The organism is Morganella psychrotolerans (assembly GCF_001676055.1).
GTDB classification, from domain to species: Bacteria; Pseudomonadota; Gammaproteobacteria; order Enterobacterales; family Enterobacteriaceae; genus Morganella; species Morganella psychrotolerans_B.
On record NZ_LZEX01000023.1, the window covers coordinates 102,485 to 121,996 of the forward strand.

Annotated in this window: 18 protein-coding genes; 12 read left to right on the plus strand and 6 right to left on the minus strand. The window is 49.7% G+C overall.

Annotation, left to right across the window (positions count from 1 at the left end; translation table 11 throughout):
- The 5 genes from AYY17_RS12480 to AYY17_RS12500 form a co-directional block, all read right to left on the minus strand.
- On the minus strand, positions 1 to 2,871 hold the full coding sequence (locus tag AYY17_RS12480) for a molybdopterin-dependent oxidoreductase Mo/Fe-S-binding subunit (protein WP_067424122.1): 2,871 nt from the start codon (positions 2,869 to 2,871) through the stop codon (positions 1 to 3).
- Positions 2,872 to 2,874: 3 nt separating this feature from the next.
- Entirely contained in the window at positions 2,875 to 3,651 is a 777-nt protein-coding gene (gene ygfM / locus AYY17_RS21600) for a molybdopterin-dependent oxidoreductase FAD-binding subunit (RefSeq protein ID WP_067424124.1), read from the minus strand.
- A 57-nt stretch (positions 3,652 to 3,708) separates the two neighbouring features.
- Positions 3,709 to 5,037, minus strand: coding sequence for a putative aminohydrolase SsnA (ssnA, locus tag AYY17_RS12490; RefSeq protein ID WP_067424126.1), 1,329 nt, complete (start codon positions 5,035 to 5,037; stop codon positions 3,709 to 3,711).
- Between the two features lie 3 nt (positions 5,038 to 5,040).
- A complete protein-coding gene (gene ygfK, locus AYY17_RS12495; RefSeq protein ID WP_067424128.1) occupies positions 5,041 to 8,151 on the minus strand; it encodes a putative selenate reductase subunit YgfK in 3,111 nt (1,036 codons plus the stop codon).
- A gap of 336 nt (positions 8,152 to 8,487) precedes the next feature.
- Entirely contained in the window at positions 8,488 to 9,150 is a 663-nt protein-coding gene (locus AYY17_RS12500) for an NTP transferase domain-containing protein (protein ID WP_082981387.1), read from the minus strand.
- A gap of 73 nt (positions 9,151 to 9,223) precedes the next feature.
- On the opposite strand from AYY17_RS12500, the gene yqeC reads away from it, so the two are divergent.
- The 12 genes from yqeC to fghA all read left to right on the plus strand — a co-directional run bounded on the left by yqeC (position 9,224) and on the right by fghA (position 18,918).
- Positions 9,224 to 10,039, plus strand: coding sequence for a selenium cofactor biosynthesis protein YqeC (yqeC, locus tag AYY17_RS12505; protein ID WP_067424130.1), 816 nt, complete (start codon positions 9,224 to 9,226; stop codon positions 10,037 to 10,039).
- 39 nt (positions 10,040 to 10,078) lie between these two features.
- Positions 10,079 to 11,695 carry a selenium-dependent molybdenum cofactor biosynthesis protein YqeB gene (gene yqeB, locus AYY17_RS12510; RefSeq protein ID WP_067424132.1) on the plus strand — a complete coding sequence of 539 codons (1,617 nt, stop codon included), beginning with the start codon at positions 10,079 to 10,081 and terminating at the stop codon, positions 11,693 to 11,695.
- Between the two features lie 157 nt (positions 11,696 to 11,852).
- On the plus strand, positions 11,853 to 12,398 hold the full coding sequence (locus tag AYY17_RS12515; RefSeq protein ID WP_067424134.1) for a toxin-activating lysine-acyltransferase: 546 nt from the start codon (positions 11,853 to 11,855) through the stop codon (positions 12,396 to 12,398).
- Positions 12,395 to 12,739: a hypothetical protein gene (locus AYY17_RS12520; protein WP_235845378.1), complete on the plus strand. Its 345-nt coding sequence runs from the start codon at positions 12,395 to 12,397 to the stop codon at positions 12,737 to 12,739. The genes AYY17_RS12515 and AYY17_RS12520 overlap by 4 nt, the downstream gene beginning before the upstream one ends.
- An 80-nt stretch (positions 12,740 to 12,819) precedes the next feature.
- Positions 12,820 to 13,713, plus strand: a complete 894-nt coding sequence (locus AYY17_RS12525) for a PhzF family isomerase (RefSeq protein WP_067424136.1) — start codon at positions 12,820 to 12,822, stop codon at positions 13,711 to 13,713.
- A gap of 239 nt (positions 13,714 to 13,952) precedes the next feature.
- Positions 13,953 to 15,158 (plus strand): mechanosensitive ion channel family protein, encoded by a 1,206-nt coding sequence (locus tag AYY17_RS12530; protein ID WP_067424138.1) that lies wholly within the window; start codon positions 13,953 to 13,955, stop codon positions 15,156 to 15,158.
- 217 nt (positions 15,159 to 15,375) lie between these two features.
- Positions 15,376 to 15,585, plus strand: coding sequence for a type II toxin-antitoxin system RelE/ParE family toxin (locus tag AYY17_RS22555; RefSeq protein ID WP_268873031.1), 210 nt, complete (start codon positions 15,376 to 15,378; stop codon positions 15,583 to 15,585).
- 19 nt (positions 15,586 to 15,604) lie between these two features.
- Complete coding sequence (locus AYY17_RS22560) at positions 15,605 to 15,808, plus strand: type II toxin-antitoxin system RelE/ParE family toxin (protein WP_268873036.1); 204 nt, start codon at positions 15,605 to 15,607, stop codon at positions 15,806 to 15,808.
- Positions 15,801 to 16,130, plus strand: coding sequence for a helix-turn-helix domain-containing protein (locus tag AYY17_RS12540; RefSeq protein ID WP_067424140.1), 330 nt, complete (start codon positions 15,801 to 15,803; stop codon positions 16,128 to 16,130). The genes AYY17_RS22560 and AYY17_RS12540 overlap by 8 nt, the downstream gene beginning before the upstream one ends.
- Before the next feature lie 59 nt (positions 16,131 to 16,189).
- Positions 16,190 to 16,543, plus strand: coding sequence for a hypothetical protein (locus AYY17_RS12545; RefSeq protein ID WP_067424142.1), 354 nt, complete (start codon positions 16,190 to 16,192; stop codon positions 16,541 to 16,543).
- A 276-nt stretch (positions 16,544 to 16,819) separates the two neighbouring features.
- Positions 16,820 to 17,929: an S-(hydroxymethyl)glutathione dehydrogenase/class III alcohol dehydrogenase gene (locus AYY17_RS12550; RefSeq protein WP_067424144.1), complete on the plus strand. Its 1,110-nt coding sequence runs from the start codon at positions 16,820 to 16,822 to the stop codon at positions 17,927 to 17,929.
- A 158-nt stretch (positions 17,930 to 18,087) separates the two neighbouring features.
- Positions 18,088 to 18,918, plus strand: coding sequence for an S-formylglutathione hydrolase (fghA, locus tag AYY17_RS12555; RefSeq protein WP_067424146.1), 831 nt, complete (start codon positions 18,088 to 18,090; stop codon positions 18,916 to 18,918).
- 40 nt (positions 18,919 to 18,958) lie between these two features.
- On the opposite strand, the gene AYY17_RS12560 is transcribed toward fghA, so the two are convergent.
- Positions 18,959 to 19,495 (minus strand): RNA 2'-phosphotransferase, encoded by a 537-nt coding sequence (locus AYY17_RS12560; RefSeq protein WP_067424148.1) that lies wholly within the window; start codon positions 19,493 to 19,495, stop codon positions 18,959 to 18,961.
- Positions 19,496 to 19,512 lie beyond the last annotated feature (17 nt).

The following is a 19,512-nucleotide window of genomic DNA, read 5'->3' on the forward strand; positions in this document are numbered from 1 at the left end:
TTACATTTTGCCCATGCCGCGCAGAATTTTTTCCGGAGTGAAGTGCCATTCACGCAGCCAGACACCACAGGCGTCATGGATAGCGGTGGCGATAGCAGGAGAAGCCCCGTTGACGGCAATTTCAGAGATGGATTTCGCGCCATACGGACCAACTTTATCGTCACTCGGTACCAGGAATGCGCGGAAGTCACGCGGGATATCCCCGATTTTTGGTGCGCCGTAGGTTTTCAGGTCGCGAGTCAGCGGTACGCCTTTCGCGTCGTAGCGGATCTCTTCTGACATACTGTGACCAATGGCACGCATGGATGCGCCGTAAATCTGACCTAATGCCAGATCCGGGTTCACCGGGGTACCGCAGTCGAGCAGCGCATAGAATTTATCCAGACGAATTTCACCGGTACGGGTATTCACTGACACTTCAGCAAAGTTTGCGCCATACGGGAAAGCAAAGTCCGGCGTGATATAACTGGCGTTCGCCACCAGCACACCAAACCCGGTTCCGCCTTCGGCGGCGTGCGCCAGATCCCCGAAAGAGATTTCCCCTTTCTTACCACGCACCACACCAGGCGCGGCAAGTGTGACATCTTCCACCGGTTCACCAAGCTGTGCCGCGCCGTGGAACAGGATTTTTTCACGCAGATTTTCAGCTGCCATTTTCGCCGCGTTACCGGAGAAGCAGGTACCGGATGACGCGTACGCGCCTTTATCAAACAGGGCGTGGTCGGTATCACCTGAAATGACATGGATATCATCAAGGTTGCAACGCAGCACTTCGGCGGTCAGTTTTTTCACAACAGTATCAAGCCCGGTCCCGATATCCGCCCCGCCTGAGTGGACGATAAAGGTACCGTCGGATTCCAGTTTCACCATACAGTTTGCCTGGTCGATATCCGGAATACCGGATTTCTGCATGATGATGGCAACGCCGCGCCCGGTTTTCCAGTCGCCGTTCTGTTTGCGCGGGGAATCCCAGTTAATCAGTTCGCGGCCTTTTTTCAGGATAGGACCGAGGGCACAGCTTGCTGCGCGCGGTACGGAGGTCGGCATTTTCCCTTCCCCGATAGCGCCGAGGATCTTCAGTTCCTGACCTTCATGCACACGGTTTGTTTCAATCAAATCAAGCAGGTCGATATTCAGCTCTTTTGCCAGTTCTGCCAGGATCATAGTCAGCGCAAAGTTACCTTTTGGTGCGCCGTATCCCTGATAAGCCCCGGTCGGACAGATATTTGAGTAATAGGTGGTGACCTGAAAATCGACGTTATCACATGGATAAAGCGGCAGTGATAATGCAGGGCCGTTACTCGGTACAGTCAGTGAGTGGTTACCGTAAGGTCCTGTATTTGCCAGAAATTCCATATTGATGGCGGTGATTTTACCGTCTTTGGTGGCACCCAGCTTAATTTTCACTTTTGCAACGTGGCGGCTGGTATTGGCGATAAACTCTTCTTCACGGGTGTAGCGGAAAGAGACTGCACGCCCGGTTACATAGGTTGCCCATGCGCAGACTTCTTCCAGCAGGATGTCCTGCTTGGAGCCGAAGCCGCCGCCGACACGCTCTTTGATAACATGGACTTTATTTTGTTTCAGACCAAGAATGCGCGCCACCTGGCGGCGTAAGTGCCACGGCACCTGAGTGGAAGCATGAATAACCAGACGGTCGCCGTTCATATAGGTATAACAGATGTGCGGCTCAGTCGGACACTGCTGAACCTGGCGGGATTCGTATGTGCGCTCCAGCACAACATCCGCTTCTTTAAAGCCCTTATCCAGATCGCCGATATGACCATGTACACCGGCAGCGATGTTTTTGCACGGTTTTGAGCCGATAGGGAAGTTAATCTGCATGTGCTCGCCGCGATCGGCCGCATTCTTGTTTTGTTCAGCCAGATCCGCCGGAGCGCCGTTGACATAAATAACCGGCTCATCGTGCACCAGCGGTGCGCCGTCGGCTTTGGCTTCATCCACACTCAGCACATGTTTGAGGACTTCGTATTCCACACTGATCAGAGACAAGGCTTTCAGTGCAATCGCTTCATTTTCAGCGACAACAGCAGCAACCCGGTCACCGACGTGACGGACTTTTTTGCCGAACATGCGGCGGTCAAGCGGAGACGGCTCCGGTGCACTCTGTCCGCCCGGGGTGTAATAAATATCCGGACAGTTTTTATGTGTAATAACATGTACCACACCCGGCAGCGCTTCCGCTTTGCTGACATCCAGATGCGTTATCAGCGCATGTGCGTGCGGGCTGCGCAGCATTTTTATCACACAGGTATTAGCCGGAATGCGATCTTCCACATAGCAGGGTTTTGCCTGCACCATGACGGCGGCATCGGTTTTTGGTGTGACTTTTCCGACGACAGTCAGGTCATCGCGGAAGTCCGGTGCGGTATCCGCTTTATAATGCGGATCTTTGCGGCGTTTGACCAGTAATTCGATAACCTGATAAAACTGCTGATAACCGGCATCTCGGCTGAATAAACCGGAAAGTGCATCATCAATTTGTGCGCGATTTGGCTCCGGAATGCGGTTGATAAGATCCGTCAGGATCAGGGCTGCGGCAGGATCGTTATAACCGGACTGGATCACACCGACATCCACCATGGCCTGCTGTACATCACTCAGTTCATTCCATTTGCCGAGGGATTCGGCGGTTTCGATTACCGACCCTTCCAGTTGGGCGGCGATCAGCAGTGAGGCATTAACAATATTGCCGTTGAGTAAAATGGCATCAGAGCCGGCAAAACCAAAGCCGTCATCACTGTTGCGCACGGAGTGCATTCCTAAACCAAACAGAATATCGCGGACATTTTCGCCCGGGATGCAATCAAGTGAATGCGGGGTGCCGTTAAGTATAAAATGGACGTTCATCTGTTATTTCTCCCCCATTTGCCGGCAGTCTGTCAGCAGGTCTGATACTAAAATTCCGGTGATATAGCGTTTGTACTCTTCGCTGCCCGTCAGGTCAGCTTTCGGGTTTATTGCCTGACTGACCGCTTTTTCCAGCGCTTCGCCACTGAGCTGTTTTGCTTCAATCTGTGGCAGACGGGCAATTGTGCAACCAACACCATCCACTGCAATTCGTTGCTCATTGTTGCCGGTCAGAGCGACGGCAGCGGTAACGACAGCCCAGCCGTCAGCGGTTTCGCGGACTGTCCGGGTCGCGCAACGGCGGAACGGATCCTGTAATACCAGGTGCGTGATCAGGCGCTCATCCGGTTTAGCGAGGTAGCTTTCCAGTGAAATAACATCATTGCTGTTAGCGAGTTGTACCTGTGCATCCAGCACCAGCAGAACCGGCAGCAGCGCATGCTCGCGCTGGCAGGCGGCAATTTCCCCGCCGATAGTTGCCTGGTTGCGGATATGGCGTGAATAAACAAAACCCAGTGCGTCATACAGCGCGCGCGGAATAAGCGGGCTTTCACGCAGTGCTTCCAGCGTAACAGTGGCACCAATACGCAGAATACCGTCCTGCCATTCGATGGTTTTCAGCGGCAGCAGAGACAGCGAAATCGCAATATTGCGACTGGTTTTTGTCAGTAAGGCATTCAGTTTACTGCCACCGGCAAGCCAGACTGCGCTGTCCTGAAAGCGGTTTTTCAGCTCGGTTGCCTGCGATAAAGTGGCAGGGCGGAAAAATTGTTCGATCATGGGTTACCCCTACATTGCTCTTCAGGCCTGCGGTATCACCGCAGGCCATGGTTTTATTTATTTCAGTGCGTCCATCCGGGCCCACATTTTCTTCGCGGCTTTGCGCGCATCGGCAAAAATTGGTTCGATATCAAACGGGAACTGTCTGTCTTCATAAACCATCACGCCATCTACCATCACACTGTGAACGCTTGACGAGCCTAATCCGAACGCCAGATGACCCGGTAGATTGTCACCGACAAACGGGGTCGGCGGCATGTAATCACAAATAGTTAAATCTGCCTGATAGCCGGCTTCCACGCGACCAAACTGTTTACCGAAGTTGCGCGCCAGCAATTTGTTGCCGTTCCACAGGAAGCGGGTAAAGCTGTCCGGCCACATAGAACCACCCGCATCGCGGTGTTTGAAGAAAGCGAATTTAAGTTCTTCAAACATATCGGAGCCGATACCGTCTGTGCCGAGCACCAGATTGTTGTAATCACCCAGGCGATGGTTATAACCGACATGGTTATTCATATTGGAGCGGGCGTTATGAACCAGGAAGCCATCTTTTTTATTCAGCAGGTCAATATCTGCGGAAGATAAATACAGCCCGTGTGCGACAAGGGTTTTTTCATCGATAAGATCAAAATCACCCAGGCGGATCAGCAGGTCTTTGCCATATTTATCATGGCTGTATGATACATCGTAGCTGTCTTCTGCCGCATGAATGTGCAGCCCGCGCCCGGTCTTTTTAATCGCATCGCGCAGCATTGCCAGACCTTCGTCAGCAACAGTGAACGGTGCGTGCGCCCCGATATGTGCTTCCACCAGATAGCGGGATTTACCGCTTTTGCGCTCACTGTCAATCAGCTCTGCGAAGGCGATATTTTCTGCCACACCGGCTTCCAGCTCTTTCAGTCCGCCGTTGCGATCAGTGGTTTCATAACAGGTCATGCCGCGCAGACCGGCTTTCAGGAAGCCGTCGCGCAGTGTTTTCAGTGAGCCGGAGATATAATCAGGTGACGCGTGATGATCGATTACGGCGGTACAGCCGCTTTTAATCGCTTCAAGTGAGCAGATAAGCCCGCTGTAATAAAGAGACTCTTCATCCAGCGCGCGATCCAGCCGCCACCACAGATTTTTCAGTGTGGAAATAAAATCAGGGCTTGGTGCGATATTCGCCATGATCCCGCGGGATAAACCGGAATAAAAGTGATTATGGGAGCAGACAATTCCCGGCATCACCAGGCGCCCGTGCATCTCTTTGGTTTCCGACCCCGGATAGCGGGAACTCAGCCCGCTGCCGGTAGCGACAATTTTGTCTCCGTCGATGGCGATATCAACCCCTTCACGGATGGCCGCCGGTTCAAACTCAACAATAGTGGCATTTTTCAGGATAAGCATGGTTTATACCTCCACCCGGCCTAACAGATAGTGATAGTGCTTATTGACGTGACTCATAATGCGGCACATCGCTTCCAGCTCCGGCGGAACATTACTGAATTCACCATCACTGTTCAGTTTCATCTCGCAGACCTTGCCGTCCAGACGTACGGTAAATTTATCGCCGTCAGCCAGAAAACCCGGGTTGGTGCTGTTGGTGAAATCTTCCGGCAGACTGAAGATAGTGACTTTATCTTTGTAAGGCTTACCCTGCCACGGACAGAACTGCGCACAGTTACCGCACTCATTACACATCGCGTCGAGGTGAAGTGTCTGATAACGGTCACGAAAGCCCGGGATAGCCAGGGAGATATTGGCGCGGTTCGGACAGACATCCACACATTTCGCACAAACGTAATTACATTCCAGGCAGCGCTGAGCTTCCTGTTTTACAAAGGCCTCACGGTCGTCGCTGTTTACCATCTGCACGGCGATAGCACCTTTGCGGTCAGTGATTTCCTGCGGATCGGCATTGAGCCAGTATTTATTACCATAATGAGAAAGGATATTTTCGCGCTCAAGAATGGCATCCACCGCATGTCCGGCGTCACCGATAGCGGCAACAATAGAAGACGGACCGCTCTGTACGTCACCAATCAGGAACACATTGGCGCGGGTGGTTTCACCGCTGTTGCGGTATACCGCAGGCCAGCCGTCATCACCCATCGGCACACCGATTTGTGATAACGCTTCGCAATCCTGTTGTTCACCGATGGCGGTTATCACGCTGTCAATTTTCAGCGTGACCGTTTCGTCAGTTGCCACAGGGCGGCGGCGGCCTGACTCATCCGGCTCACCGAGTTTCATGGTGCGCACCAGCAGTGTGCCGTCAGCATTAAACTGTTCCGGATTGTGCAGGAACATAAATTTCACATCATCTTCAACCGCTTCTTCATACTCTTCCGGCCAGGCAGGCATTTCAGACTGAGAGCGGCGGTAGATAACTGTCACGTCCTGTACACCGGCGATGCGTTTGGCGGCGCGGGCACAGTCCATCGCGGTATTACCGGCACCGATAACCGCAACGTGTTTACCCATCTGTAATGGTGCGTTGTTGTTGTAATCGTGCAGGAACGGCAGAGATTTGTAGACATTGCGGTTATCACCGGCGAGTTTCACGCCGCTGTTTTTATCTGTTCCGATCCCGACCAGCACATAATGGAAACCCTGCTCCAGCAGTTTATCGACAGTCAGTTTCGGGTCGCAGCTGTATTCAAATTTCACGCCGTGGTCGGCAACAAACTGAATATCATGCTCGATGGTTTCACGCGGAATACGAAAATGCGGAATGATATTGGCGACGACACCGCCCGCATTGGCTTCTTTTTCAAAAATAGTCACCTGATGACCAGCGCGGGCGAGGAAATACCCGGCAGCCAGACCGGCAGGGCCGGCACCAATCACAGCAACAGGATTTTTATCACCGGTTCCGGCGGGTTTATGCCAGCGCGCTTTATACTCTTTCCAGCCTTTTTCCACGGCGATTTTTTTCAGTTCGCGGATATTCAGCGCACTTTCATAATCCAGGCGGGTACAGTTGTACTGGCACTGGTGATCACAAATATGACCGGTGATAGCCGGCAGGGCGTTGCGCTGATAAATCAGCTCCAGTGCATCGGCGTAGCGGCCTTCGCCCAACAGGCGGATATACTCAGGAATATCCTGCTTAATCGCACACGCGGTCACGCAAGGTGCGACATAGCAATCTGTCATCGGCAGCGGACCGCCGGCATCAATTTCCTGGTCTGATTTCCAGTGTTTCTGGGTATATTCCATACTGACGGAGCGCTCAGCAAGTGCATTCAGTTTGCCCACATCAACCTGTGTCATGCCCCAGGCATCTGAGTCTTCCAATGCATTCAGACATTCAGTCTGGCGCATGTAACCACCTGGTTTGAGCAGGTCAGTTGCCATGGTGATCGGACGAATACCGGACTCAAAAATATCGCGGATATTAAATTTGCTGGCACCACCAGAGTAGGAAATCGGCAGTTTGCCGTCAAAGTGGCGGGAAAGCAGGGCGGCAACATTGATAGAGAGCGGGAACAGGGCGCGCCCGGACATATACATCTCTTCGCCCGGCAGACGACCTTTGTGATTCACTGTGCCGAGGGTATTGGTCAGTTTCACGCCGAAGCCGCGCTTCACTTCTTTCCCGAGATCCAGCAGACGCTGTAACATTTCCAGCGCGCGATCCAGTTTCAGGTCATGTGAGAAAGACTCCTCACTCAGCCCGATATAATCAAATCCGCAGGTATCGAGAATTTCACGCACGCGCGGGAAGCCGAGCAGCGTCGGGTTCAGCTTCACATAAGTGTTGATGTGCTTCTCTTCCAGCATATAGCGGCAGATAGCTTCAATTTCATCCGGCGGGCAACCGTGCATGGTGGACAGTGTCACACCTTTGGATAAATCACCCGGAACCAAATCCGCCATCGCCAGTAAATCAGCTTTGCGGCTCTCTAATCCCAGTTCTGCCAGGAAACCCGGACGGGAAATAAAGGCTTTCATTTCGTCGCGGTACTGCGCGAAAGACGGTAACTGAGAGGAATCCATCATGGCATGGATATACTGCTGCATGCGCGGCTGTTTAATGCCGTCAAGGTTATAGCCGACACTCATATTAAAGATGAAGGATTTGGCTTCGCCTTTGGTGCGCGGGTCAAAAATAGCTTCTAATAAATGGAGGGCAAACCAGGCTTTCAGATATTCATCGTGGGCTTTCGGCAGGGTAAATTCGGTGGACCATTCGGTGTTGAAACATTCATCCTGCGCATCAATGCAGGGTTTTTCCAGCTCCAGGGTATCGATTATCTGAACGGTTTTTACCTCGATAAAGCGACCGCCGGTAAGCCATGACACCACAATATTTTGTGCAAGCTGAGTATGGGGACCGGCTGCGGGGCCAATCGGCGTCTCATAGGTTTCACCAAATACGGACAGCAGCGGATGCTGCTGAGCCTTGCGGTAAAATTGCCGTTCATTGATCCCAAATATAGAACGGCTTGCCTTATATTCTTCAAAGATCCGGTTCAGAAGTTCACCGAACGGAACGGGACGCATTATATCTCCCATAAAAACTCTCCTTGCTGCAATGTGAGGGGGCATGCCGGTGGAGCGGGACATGCAGCTGTATACACTCAACGGTTGCAACAATTACGCCAGATAGCGTAATTCATCATCGGGGAGATAAAAAAGTGTGAGACAAATCTAATATTAATAACAAAGTGTGAAACAGCTCGCACCATGCTAAATGCGAATATGAATCAATAAAAAACATCTTGATTACTATGAGGTTAACATATGAATGAGATTCTCAAAAAAAAGAAAATCTGTATCAGATTGATAATGGCAAAAGCATATTAACGGTTAATGTTATTAATGAGACGGATGTAATAGTGTGCAGATGCCTTACACGCGATAATGCTGCTGATAAACATCCCTGGTGTCGATATCGGTTATCACCGCATCGCTGTCCATCTCGAGGAAGTGATGGGGTCCGGCAAGCAGGCGTTTTTTCATATTACTGCCTTCCGGCAATGCCAGTGCATTCAGCAGACACCCGCGGGAGAGCAGCACGGGGTGGCCCGGAACTTGCTTGTATCGGGGGAGCAGTGCGGCATCACTGCGCCGTACCCATAATTGCTGCCAGATATCAGGCGTGAGAAACGGCACATCGCCGTGTGTAAGAAAACAGTAGTGAGTACTCACAGCCTGCGCAGCAAGGCGCTGTGAGGAGAGCAGACCGGCTTCAAAATCCGGATTATGCAAAATCTGAATACGGCTGACTGACTGATAACGCGCTGCCAGCTCTGCACCCCGGTAGCCGGTCACCAGGATGATGTGGTGACAAAAGTGCAGTGCATTGTACAGACTGGTATCCAGCAATGTATTGGTGCCATCGCCCCAGGGCAGCATCATTTTCCACTCACCCATCCGTGAGGAGAGCCCGGCGGCTGTCACAATGCAGGTTGTTTCCTGCGGGCAGAGCGGCGCGGGTAAATCATGCAGACAGAGCACAGAAGAGGATAAATCAGACAAGGCGGTATCGGCTGAAGCCGGGTCAGACGGCATAATAGATGTGACTCCGTTGATAGTTAATATTAACCTGTGACTGTAAAAGTGACCGATATTCAAAGGCTTAGAAATGACAATGACAAGTGCTCTGAACACCCGGATACCTGCCCGTAGTTGCGCCACTATACCTGAACCGCTGCGCCGGTTATGTGATACACATCCGGGCGGACACGCCATGGTGATAAGTATTGTCGGCGCAGGCGGTAAAACCAGTTGCCTGTTCTGGCTGGCACGTGCTTTTTCTCAATTAGGGAAAAAGGTGATGATCACCACGACGACCCACATGTTTCTGCCCGATGAGGGTTTTCCTGTGATTTTTGCCTGCCACCCGTCCCGGTTACCTGATGCGGTCATCAAACGGGGATCGTTTGCCTGCTATGCAGGCTGGAACCCGCAGAATAACAAGGTTTGCGGCTTCTCTCCTGCCGAAATCAATGCGCTGGCAGAAAAAAACGCAGTTGATGTTATTTTGACCGAATCTGACGGAGCCCGCGGTTTTGGCATAAAAGCGCCGGGTGAGCATGAACCTTGCATACCTGAATACAGTGATTGCGTTATTGCTGTAACGGACGGGCAGCTCCTGGGCGCGGCCGTCGGGCCTGATAATGTTCACCGGTGGTCACATTTCTCTGCCGTAACCGGCTTAAACAGCGGTGATACGCTGGATTTGAGCGCAATAAGCCGCCTGATCCGGCACCCGCAGGGGATGTGGAAATCAGCACCACCGGACGCATTACGGATCTGGCTGATAAACCGTTTTTCTCAAAATGAGAATTTCTCGCCGGATGCGCTGGCAGACTGGATCCGCGGTACTTCACTGAATGCTGTCTGGTTCGGTGCCGTCAGGGAAAACCCCGCAATTACGCATATTTTGCAGCGACAATAATATCAATGATAAATGCAGGGTATCCATTGAGGTCTGTTTATGAAAATTTTTACCGAAGCAGCGAAATTGGTTGAGAAAAACTGCCCGTTTGCCATGGCAGAAATTATCGAGTGTTCAGGCAGTACACCGCGTCACAGCGCACAAATGCTGGTGCTGGGGGACGGAAAAACCATCGGTACTATCGGCGGCGGTATGGTTGAGCGCAAAGTCATCGAAGAAGCGGTAGAGGCATTGCACGAAGGCCGCTCAAGAATGTTCCACGGGCGCATGGCGCGTAACGGGCAGCATGCGGTCGGTTCTGACTGCGGCGGTGCGATGTCGGTTTATATTGCGGTACACGGCGTGCGTCCGCGTCTGATTCTGCTTGGCGGCGGGCATGTTAACCGCGCGATCGCCCAGATGGCAGCATTCCTGAATATCGATATTCATGTGGCAGATGTTTATGCCGGCAGCCTGGAGCCGGACTTGTTCCCGCCGTCAACCCGTCTGTGGCATGTCCCTTCATTTACTGATGCGGTTGCTCAGCTTGATCCTCAGCCTGATGATTATGTGATTATTGCCACCAACAGCCAGGATCTGGAATCTCTCAATTGTCTCATTAATAAGCCACTGAAATACCTTGGATTACTCGGCAGCCGCCGCAAAGTACAGACATTCACCAAACAATTAAGTGAATCCGGGGTATCAGAAAATCAGTTGGCGAAACTGTATGCGCCGATTGGCTATGATATCGGCGCAGAAACACCTCATGAGATTGCTGTCAGTATTCTCGCGGAACTATTGCAGATTATGCATGGCGCACCGGGTGGTGCGATGAAACAGAGTCAGGTGGAAAGCCGCAGACCGAAACGGGTGGTTATCCGCGGGGCGGGCGATCTGGCAACCGGCGTGGCGCTGCGCCTTTATCACAGCGGCTTTGATGTGATTATGCTGGATATCAGCAAACCGACCGTTATCCGTTGCACTGTCTCTTTTGCCCAGGCGCTTTACGACGGTGAAAGCTGTGTGGAAGGTGTCTGCGCCCGTTATGCCCATGATATTGATGAAGTAACCCGCTATCTGAAAGAGGGCACGATCCCGGTGCTGGCAGACGAAAACGGCGAATTATTACCGGCACTTCAGCCGGATGTGGTGATCGATGCGATTATTGCCAAGCGCAATATTGCCGGGACGCACCGCAAAATGGCACCTTGTACCATAGCACTCGGTCCCGGCTTTGAGGCGGGAGTGGATTGTGACGCCGTGATTGAAACTCAGCGCGGGCATCATTTAGGGCGTGTTATCACCCACGGCTGTGCGGCACCCAATTCCGGCATTCCCGGTAATATCAACGGTAAAACCACAGAGCGGGTACTGCGTGCACCACACAGTGGCATGATGACGCGCCACATTAATATCGGTGATTTGGTTCATGAAGGCGATGTCATTGCGCACATCGGCGAAACCGAAATTCTCTCCCCGATGGACGGTATGGTGCGCGGTCTGCTTAATGAAGGATTATGTGTTCCGGAAGGTTTTAAAATTGCGGATGTCGATCCGCGCGGTGCACTGGCAGACTTCAATTCTGTTTCCGATAAAGCCCGTGCGATTGCCGGTGGTGTGCTGGAAGCGATAATGACCCGGCTGAATCAGATGGATAACGCAAAATCCTGCTGACAGACAGCCGTAAAAAAACGCCGGGATAGTATCAGTGATCCCGGTTTTTTTATGGCTGTAATCTCTGATTTTCACGGATTTCGGATGATACCGACTCCGGCCTCTTACGTATTGCGCTACCCTCTTCCGGGGCGGTATAAGTGTAAAAGGAAGGATGATGAAAATCGGTAAATACACAGTCTACGCGCCGTTTCTGGCTGATGATAAGCCCAGCGAAGCGGAGATTTGGGGCGCGGCAGTCTGGTTATGGATGCTCTCCCCCCGGCACAGTAAAACGCCGCTGCGCTCATTGGGAAAACTGTTGTTGCCGCTGGTGAAACAAAAACAGTATGTGCTGGCGCTGGATAATAATCAGCCCTGTTTTTTCCTTAGTTGGGGCGCGTTGAGTGCGGAGGTTGAACAGCGCTATTTAAGCGGCTGTGATGAATCCGACCTGTATCAGCAACTGCGCACAGGTGAGCGTATCTGGTTATTTGACTGGATAGCGCCTTTTGATGATGACAATGAAATGTCCGCTATTTTAATGAATACTATTTTTCCGGATCGCTGTTTTCGCATGCTGCGCCTCAATGAAACCGAAAAAAGTATAAAAATCATTGAATTTAAAGGAAATAACCTTAGTGAACAGCAGGCGCAGGCGTGGCGGGCAGTACATCCGGTTATGTACCCTGATAAAACGAGCCCGGAGAAAATAAAACAGTGAGAAAAATATACCTGTCCATTGCTCTGTTATCAGCCGGGTGCGCGGATGAATCCATTTATCCGGCCTATACCTCTGATTCGCTGATGATGCATGCGAACGTGGCAATAACAAAAGACTTCTCCGCGAATGATATTTCAGATCTGACCATTACTAATATTGTTGAAAGCCCGCCGTCATTTACCGGAAAAAGAGAAGTCTGTTTTACCGTTTCTTCCGGTCTTACAAAGAAAACGTATGATTGTGTCCGCTCCGACTATGCTGTCCGCCGGTTTGGTGAGCAGATTATGAACCCTGTATCGCCCGGTAATATGGAATGTAAAATACAAAATAAACAGGGATGAACCTTTATCAGCAGTCTCCCGCCGGAGAGTGATACTATCGGGTAAGATATCTGTTTTTCGTCGTATTACCGGAGAAAACCATGACACCCCATCTTTTTCATGTTGATGCTTTTACCAAAGAGTTATTCAGAGGAAATTCAGCCGGTGTAGTGCTGCATGCTGATGATTTAACCGAAGAACAAATGCAGTTAATTGCCCGCGAGTTGCGCCATTCTGAAACAGCGTTTGTTTTGAAAAGTGAAGAGAGTGACCTGCGGATCCGTTATTTTACGCCATCAGCAGAGGTGCCGATTTGTGGTCATGCCACGGTATCGGTGCACTATGTCAGAGCAAAGATGCTGGGACTGAAAAGTTGCACCCTGTATCAATCCTCTTTGGCAGGTCGTCATCGTGTTGATATTGAATATAAAAATAATGATTACATCATCACGCTGGAGCAGGGGGCGCCTTCATTTGAGCCACCTCTTGAAGGGAATGTCCGTTCCCGTATCATCAGCGCGCTTGGTTTGAATGAAGACAATATTCTGACAGGATTGCCGGTACAGATTGTTTCCACCGGGCATTCCAAAGTCATGATCCCGCTGAACCCGGATGTATCTGTTGATAATATCCATCCTGATTTGGCCGCACTTGCGGCGATCAGCGGCGAAATTGGCTGCAACGGCTTTTTTGTTTTCACCATCCGTCCCGGTACCTGTGAAACTGACGGGCGGATGTTTGCCCCGGCGATTGGTATTGCTGAAGATCCCGTAACCGGCAATGCCAACGGCCCGATGGGTGCATGGATTGTCCGCTACGGGCTGATGCCGCATGATGGCAAAACATTGCGGATCAAAGGGCATCAGGGACGGGCTATCGGGCGCAGCGGGACTGTGCATGTGACTGTGAATATCAAAGAAAATCAGCCGCAGAAAGTCAGCATTTCCGGGGAAGCGGTTATTTTATTTGATGCGCCGCTGCCGCTGTTGGAGTGAATTGCACCGAAAACATCGTAAAGAGGGGAAGATATTCCCCTTTTGTCATCAAATTTTTGTATTTCACCTGTGTCAGACTCATCGACTGATATTTTGATGTATACCCTTATTCATTCAAACTGCAGGTGCGTTGGCCGCACTCAGATAGCCAAGTCACATACTGGTGTATGCTCCCCGTCTATCTTCCTTTGCCGCCTTCCTGCATCTTGAATGACGTTGGGTATATACTGTGAGGTATTATGGAAAAATTAATTGAGATATATGATTTTATCGCATCAAGCGCCGTATTATCAGCGGTGTTTTTGTTTGCGGTTCTGTTAGTCACCTGGTTTCTCGGGCGGATGATTTTTTTGCGGGTGGCAAAACGTCTGCTGTCATTATTTACCAATCTGACTGATGACGAGACTATCCACAGTGTTGCCAAAAAAAGCGCCTCTGTCGTTTCAGTCACTCTGGTTCTCTATATTAATAAAATGCTGCCGACATTCTCGGCAGAAATGAATATTCTGTTCAATACAGTATGCAGTGTTTTTCTTATTATTAATCTGGCATCGCTTATCAATGATGGTCTGGATATTTTTATTCTGCGCCATTCCGGACGGGTATCTAACCGAAACAGCTCAATAAAAGGCTATATTGAGATTGCAAAAATCGGGGTGTGGGTCATCACATTCATCTTAATAATAGCCTTAATGACATCTCAGTCGCCCCTGATTATTATTTCCGGTTTTGGTGCTATTGCCGCGGTACTGATGTTCGTTTTTCAGCATACATTATTATCATTTGTGGCAAATATTCTGGTTTCAAACGGTAAAGTACTAAAATTGTATGACTGGATAGAGCTGCCCAACAGTAATATCAGCGGGGAAGTGATTGATATTGCACTGCATACCATTACTATCCGTAACTGGGATAATACCATTTCCCGCATTCCGACCAAGGATTTCCTGACAGAGAAATACACCAACTGGCAGCCGATGTTCTCTTCCGGCGGACGCCGTATAAAACGCAGTTTTTATATTGACCAGTCTTCTGTTTCATTTGCCACAGAAGGTCTGCTGACCGAACTGCGGGACTCTGAGCCGCTGCGCCGTCCGCTGGAAGCCATGTTGGAAGAGAGCAATCATAGCGGTGATATTAATGAGTGGATGGTAAGTAACGGAGTGACTAATTTACAGCTCTTCCGTAAATATATTCTGAACTGGATAAAGGCGCGCGGTGATGTGCGGGCTGATATGTATCTGGTGGTCAGAACCATGCCGCCGACCCCGAACGGGCTACCGGTTGAAATATATTGTTTTACCCGATCAACAACCTGGGTTGATTATGAAGAAACGCAGTCACAGATTTTTGAGTATGTGAATGCATCAGCAAAATATTTTAAACTGGATATTTATCAGCATCCGTCAGGAAATGATTTATCAAACATGAGACGCTATTTATAATGGATTCATATTACAAGACACCGGCAGGTATATAATATCGTGCCGGATAATATCCGGCCATGCTGATTTTTTATTTTTTGCCTCGAAAGGATATGGCATAACCTTTCAGTCCATTACGGTCTGCATTGGCGCTGTCGGATAAAGAAACAGTATCACTTCCTCTCCCCCGCTGACGAAATCAGAATATTTAGTGAGCTAACCACTATTGATTCCTCATATGGCACTTGGTACTATAGTACTCATTACTACTGCGGGGGATCGAGTGGCAATATTTAAGATATCATCCTTCAAAAAAAACTTTAAAAAACATACCATAAGCGATATCCAGCTACTTAATGCTGCACATGAGGTTCAACAAGGAAAGTATGAAGCTGATTTGGGTGGTGGAGTTATAAAAAAAACGCCTAGCCGTCAAAGGGCAAGGTAAAAGCGGTGGTATCAGGGTTATCCTTTTCTTTAAGGTTAAAAATAACCTTTTTTTTGCAGATGGCTGGACAAAAAACGCAGTTAACGCAAAAGGAACAAAAGAAATAGAGGATGATGAATTGCAGGTTTATAAAAAATTGGCAAATGAGTTTTTGAATTTTGATGAATGCACCCTTAGTAACTTAATTACTAAAGGAATTCTGGAGGAAATTACTGATGAGTAACAAGCTGAACAACATGCTTGAACTGGCAAAAGAGTTGAATGCGGCAGGCGCATCACCTGAAAACCTTGTACAAGACATTCAGAACGTCATCCATGCTCGCGAACTTAATGATAAAATTAAAGAAGTCTCAGCCATGAGCGGTTCTGAAATCAAGACACTCCGGGCCAGATTCGGTATGTCTCAAGCCGTATTAGCTCGCGCCCTGGGTATGTCGAAAGAGAGTGTTTCCAAGTGGGAGCGCGGAGAAAAGAAACCAAGCGGCCCGGCGTTAAGAATGCTGCGTATTCTGGAAACAAAAGGCCCTGAAATCTTAGTGATCTAAATGATGAAAATCCCCGGGATATAAGGAGCTTTCATCAAATACATCTTTAGGTAAATGAATTGATACGAGAGTATAAAACATTAGAATCTTTACTCGCTTCATTATCAGCTCTTGAACAGAATGAGTGGATTTATACAAATATAAAAAAATGGAATAACAATCCAGAATCCGCTGTTTTTTATTATATTCCCTGGGATTATCTTCAAGAGTTAGATGATGAGGATATCTATCTCGATAATGAGGATTTAGAAATGCCAAAATCCCTTGAAAGCAAGAGTTTACGTGGTTGGATGGTAGTGTGTGATTTGGCTTTATTCTATCAAAAGCAGCAAGAACACGAAAAAACATTACAATGGGTAATCGCGGAAATTAATTATTATCGTGAATACGATGCATATCGCTGCTTAATGTAGTTTATTGTTTTCCCTGACAAAAAACCTCTATAGTGGACCCATTGACCCCATTGACCCCATTGACTTTTGATACAATTCCCGCGTTTTTTCTTCCGGTAACTCTGCGAATAGGTACAGCACTGTATTTGTTTCTGCTGGCAGTTTGCCTGTTTATCCGCAAACCTGTTCATGTCTCAGTACCCTGCTGACCCGCGCTATACAGCCGGCAGTATTGTGCGGTATGGTTACGCCATCCGTGCTTACCATTTGTGAGCCTAAGTTGATAAAGGAAGCGTTATGAAATCACGCGCAGCAGTTGCCTTCGGGCCGGGGTTACCCCTTGAAGTTGTTGAAATCGATGTTGCTCCGCCGAAAAAAGGTGAAGTACTGATTAAAATCAGCCACACCGGCGTGTGTCATACGGATGCCTATACCCTTTCCGGTGATGATCCTGAAGGGCTGTTTCCTGTGGTACTGGGCCATGAAGGCGCCGGCGTGGTGGTTGAAGTCGGGGAAGGGGTGACCAGTGTGGTACCGGGTGACCATGTTATCCCGCTGTATACCGCTGAGTGCGGCGAGTGTGATTTCTGTACCTCCGGCAAAACCAACCTGTGTGTTGCTGTGCGTGAAACGCAGGGGAAAGGGGTAATGCCGGACGGCACCAGCCGTTTTTCTTACAACGGACAACCGCTGTATCACTATATGGGTTGCTCTACATTCAGTGAATACACAGTGGTCGCCGAAGTCTCTCTCGCAAAAATTAACCCGAAAGCGAATGCAGAGCAGGTTTGTCTGCTCGGTTGTGGCGTGACCACCGGCATCGGTGCGGTACACAATACCGCAAAAGTGCAGGAAGGGGATTCCGTTGCCGTATTCGGCCTTGGCGGTATCGGACTGGCAGTTGTGCAGGGCGCACGTCAGGCAAAAGCCGGACGCATTTTTGCTATTGATACGAATCCGTCAAAATTTGAACTGGCAAAACAGTTCGGCGCAACTGACTGCATCAATCCAAACGATTATGACAAGCCGATCCAGAACGTGCTGGTTGAGATGACCAAATGGGGTATTGATCATACCTTTGAATGTATCGGTAACGTCAATGTGATGCGTTCTGCACTGGAAAGTGCACACCGTGGCTGGGGACAGTCGGTGATTATTGGTGTGGCGGGTGCAGGAAAAGAGATCTCCACCCGTCCGTTCCAGCTGGTGACCGGGCGTGTCTGGAAAGGTACTGCATTCGGCGGCGTGAAAGGGCGGACACAACTGCCCGGTATGGTCGAAGATGCCATGAGCGGAAAAATCGAGCTGGCACCGTTTGTCACACATACCATGGAACTGGATAAAATTAATGACGCGTTTGACCTGATGCATGAGGGTAAGTCTATCCGCACGGTCATCCATTATTAATATACCCTTATTCATTCAAACTGCAGGTTCGTTGGCGGAACGAGGATAGCCGGGTCACATACTCATGTATGCTCCCCGGCAATCGGAGCTTGCCGCCTTCCTGTATCTTGAATGACGTTGGGTATATACGGGTCACAGATATTATTTAAGGGAATATTATGGAACGGATTGAACACCATCAGTGTTTCGGCGGCAGCCAGGAAGTCTGGCGTCATCATTCAGAAACGACTAATACGCCGATGACGTTTTCTGTATTTTTGCCGCCACTGGCAAAAACAGAAAAGTGCCCGGTGCTGTACTGGCTCTCCGGGCTGACCTGTGACGAGCAGAATTTTATTACTAAAGCCGGCGCACAACGCTACGCTGCGGAGTACGGCATTATTATTGTCGCACCTGATACCAGCCCGCGCGGCAGTAATGTTGCGGATGATAAAGAGTATGATCTGGGACAGGGCGCCGGGTTTTATGTGAATGCCACACAAGCGCCGTGGAATGAACACTATCATATGTATGATTATGTTCTGAATGAATTACATGAGCTGGTTACCGTGCACTTCGGAACATCAGCAAAACGCAGTATCTGCGGGCACTCAATGGGCGGTCACGGCGCGCTGGTTCTGGCGTTGCGCAATCCGGATGCCTTTTGCAGTGTCTCTGCGTTTGCGCCGATTGTTTCTCCGTCACAGGTACCGTGGGGGGAGAAAGCATTTTCAGCTTACCTCGGGGAAGATACGGCGGCGTGGGAACACTATGACGCAGTAAAACTGATCGAATCCGGGCATAAGGTGGCGGATATTTTTGTCGATCAGGGGCTTGCCGATCCTTTTTTCAATAAGCAACTGAAAACCGGATTACTGAAGTCTGCCTGTGAAGCCAACGGGATCCCGCACAATATCCGTATTCATGTCGGATACGACCACAGCTATTACTTTATTGCGAGTTTTATCCCGGAGCACATTGCGTATCACGCCGCACGGCTGAACGCATAAATTTGCCCCGCAATATTAACCCGGCTTCGCCGGGTTTTTTCTATGAGAAGTATTTGATCGGAACATGTGGTGTCTGCCAGACACCGTCATCCGCCAGATAAAACGGATATCCGGTTTTAAACATTTCACCTGCCGCAATGGTCAGCACAACAGGATCACCGTGGCGCGCACCGGCTTCCAGTGCTGTATTTTTGTCGGCACTGAGATGCACATTGTTGCGTGACCCGGCTATCAGACCCAGCTCGCAGATATCACTGATAAAGCTTATCGCCGTACCGTGAAAAAGAATATCCGGCGGGGTCTGCGGCGGATGGTCAATAGCTGTCTGTGTGGCGCAATGTCCCTGTGCCGCGCGGATAAACAATCCGTCAGATGAAATTGTGAAAGGGTCGGTGTGGTTATCCTGAACAATTTTCGCAAGCATTTCACGGCTGAGTGGTGTGCCGTGTATCTGCAACTGACGGAGTAATACGGTGATATCAGTCCAGCCGTCATTATCCGGATGGATATCAATGAATTCAGGTTCATGTCTCAGAACATGGCTTAATAATTTGCTGACTCTTTCGTATTCATTCATCTTATTTTTTTCTGTTG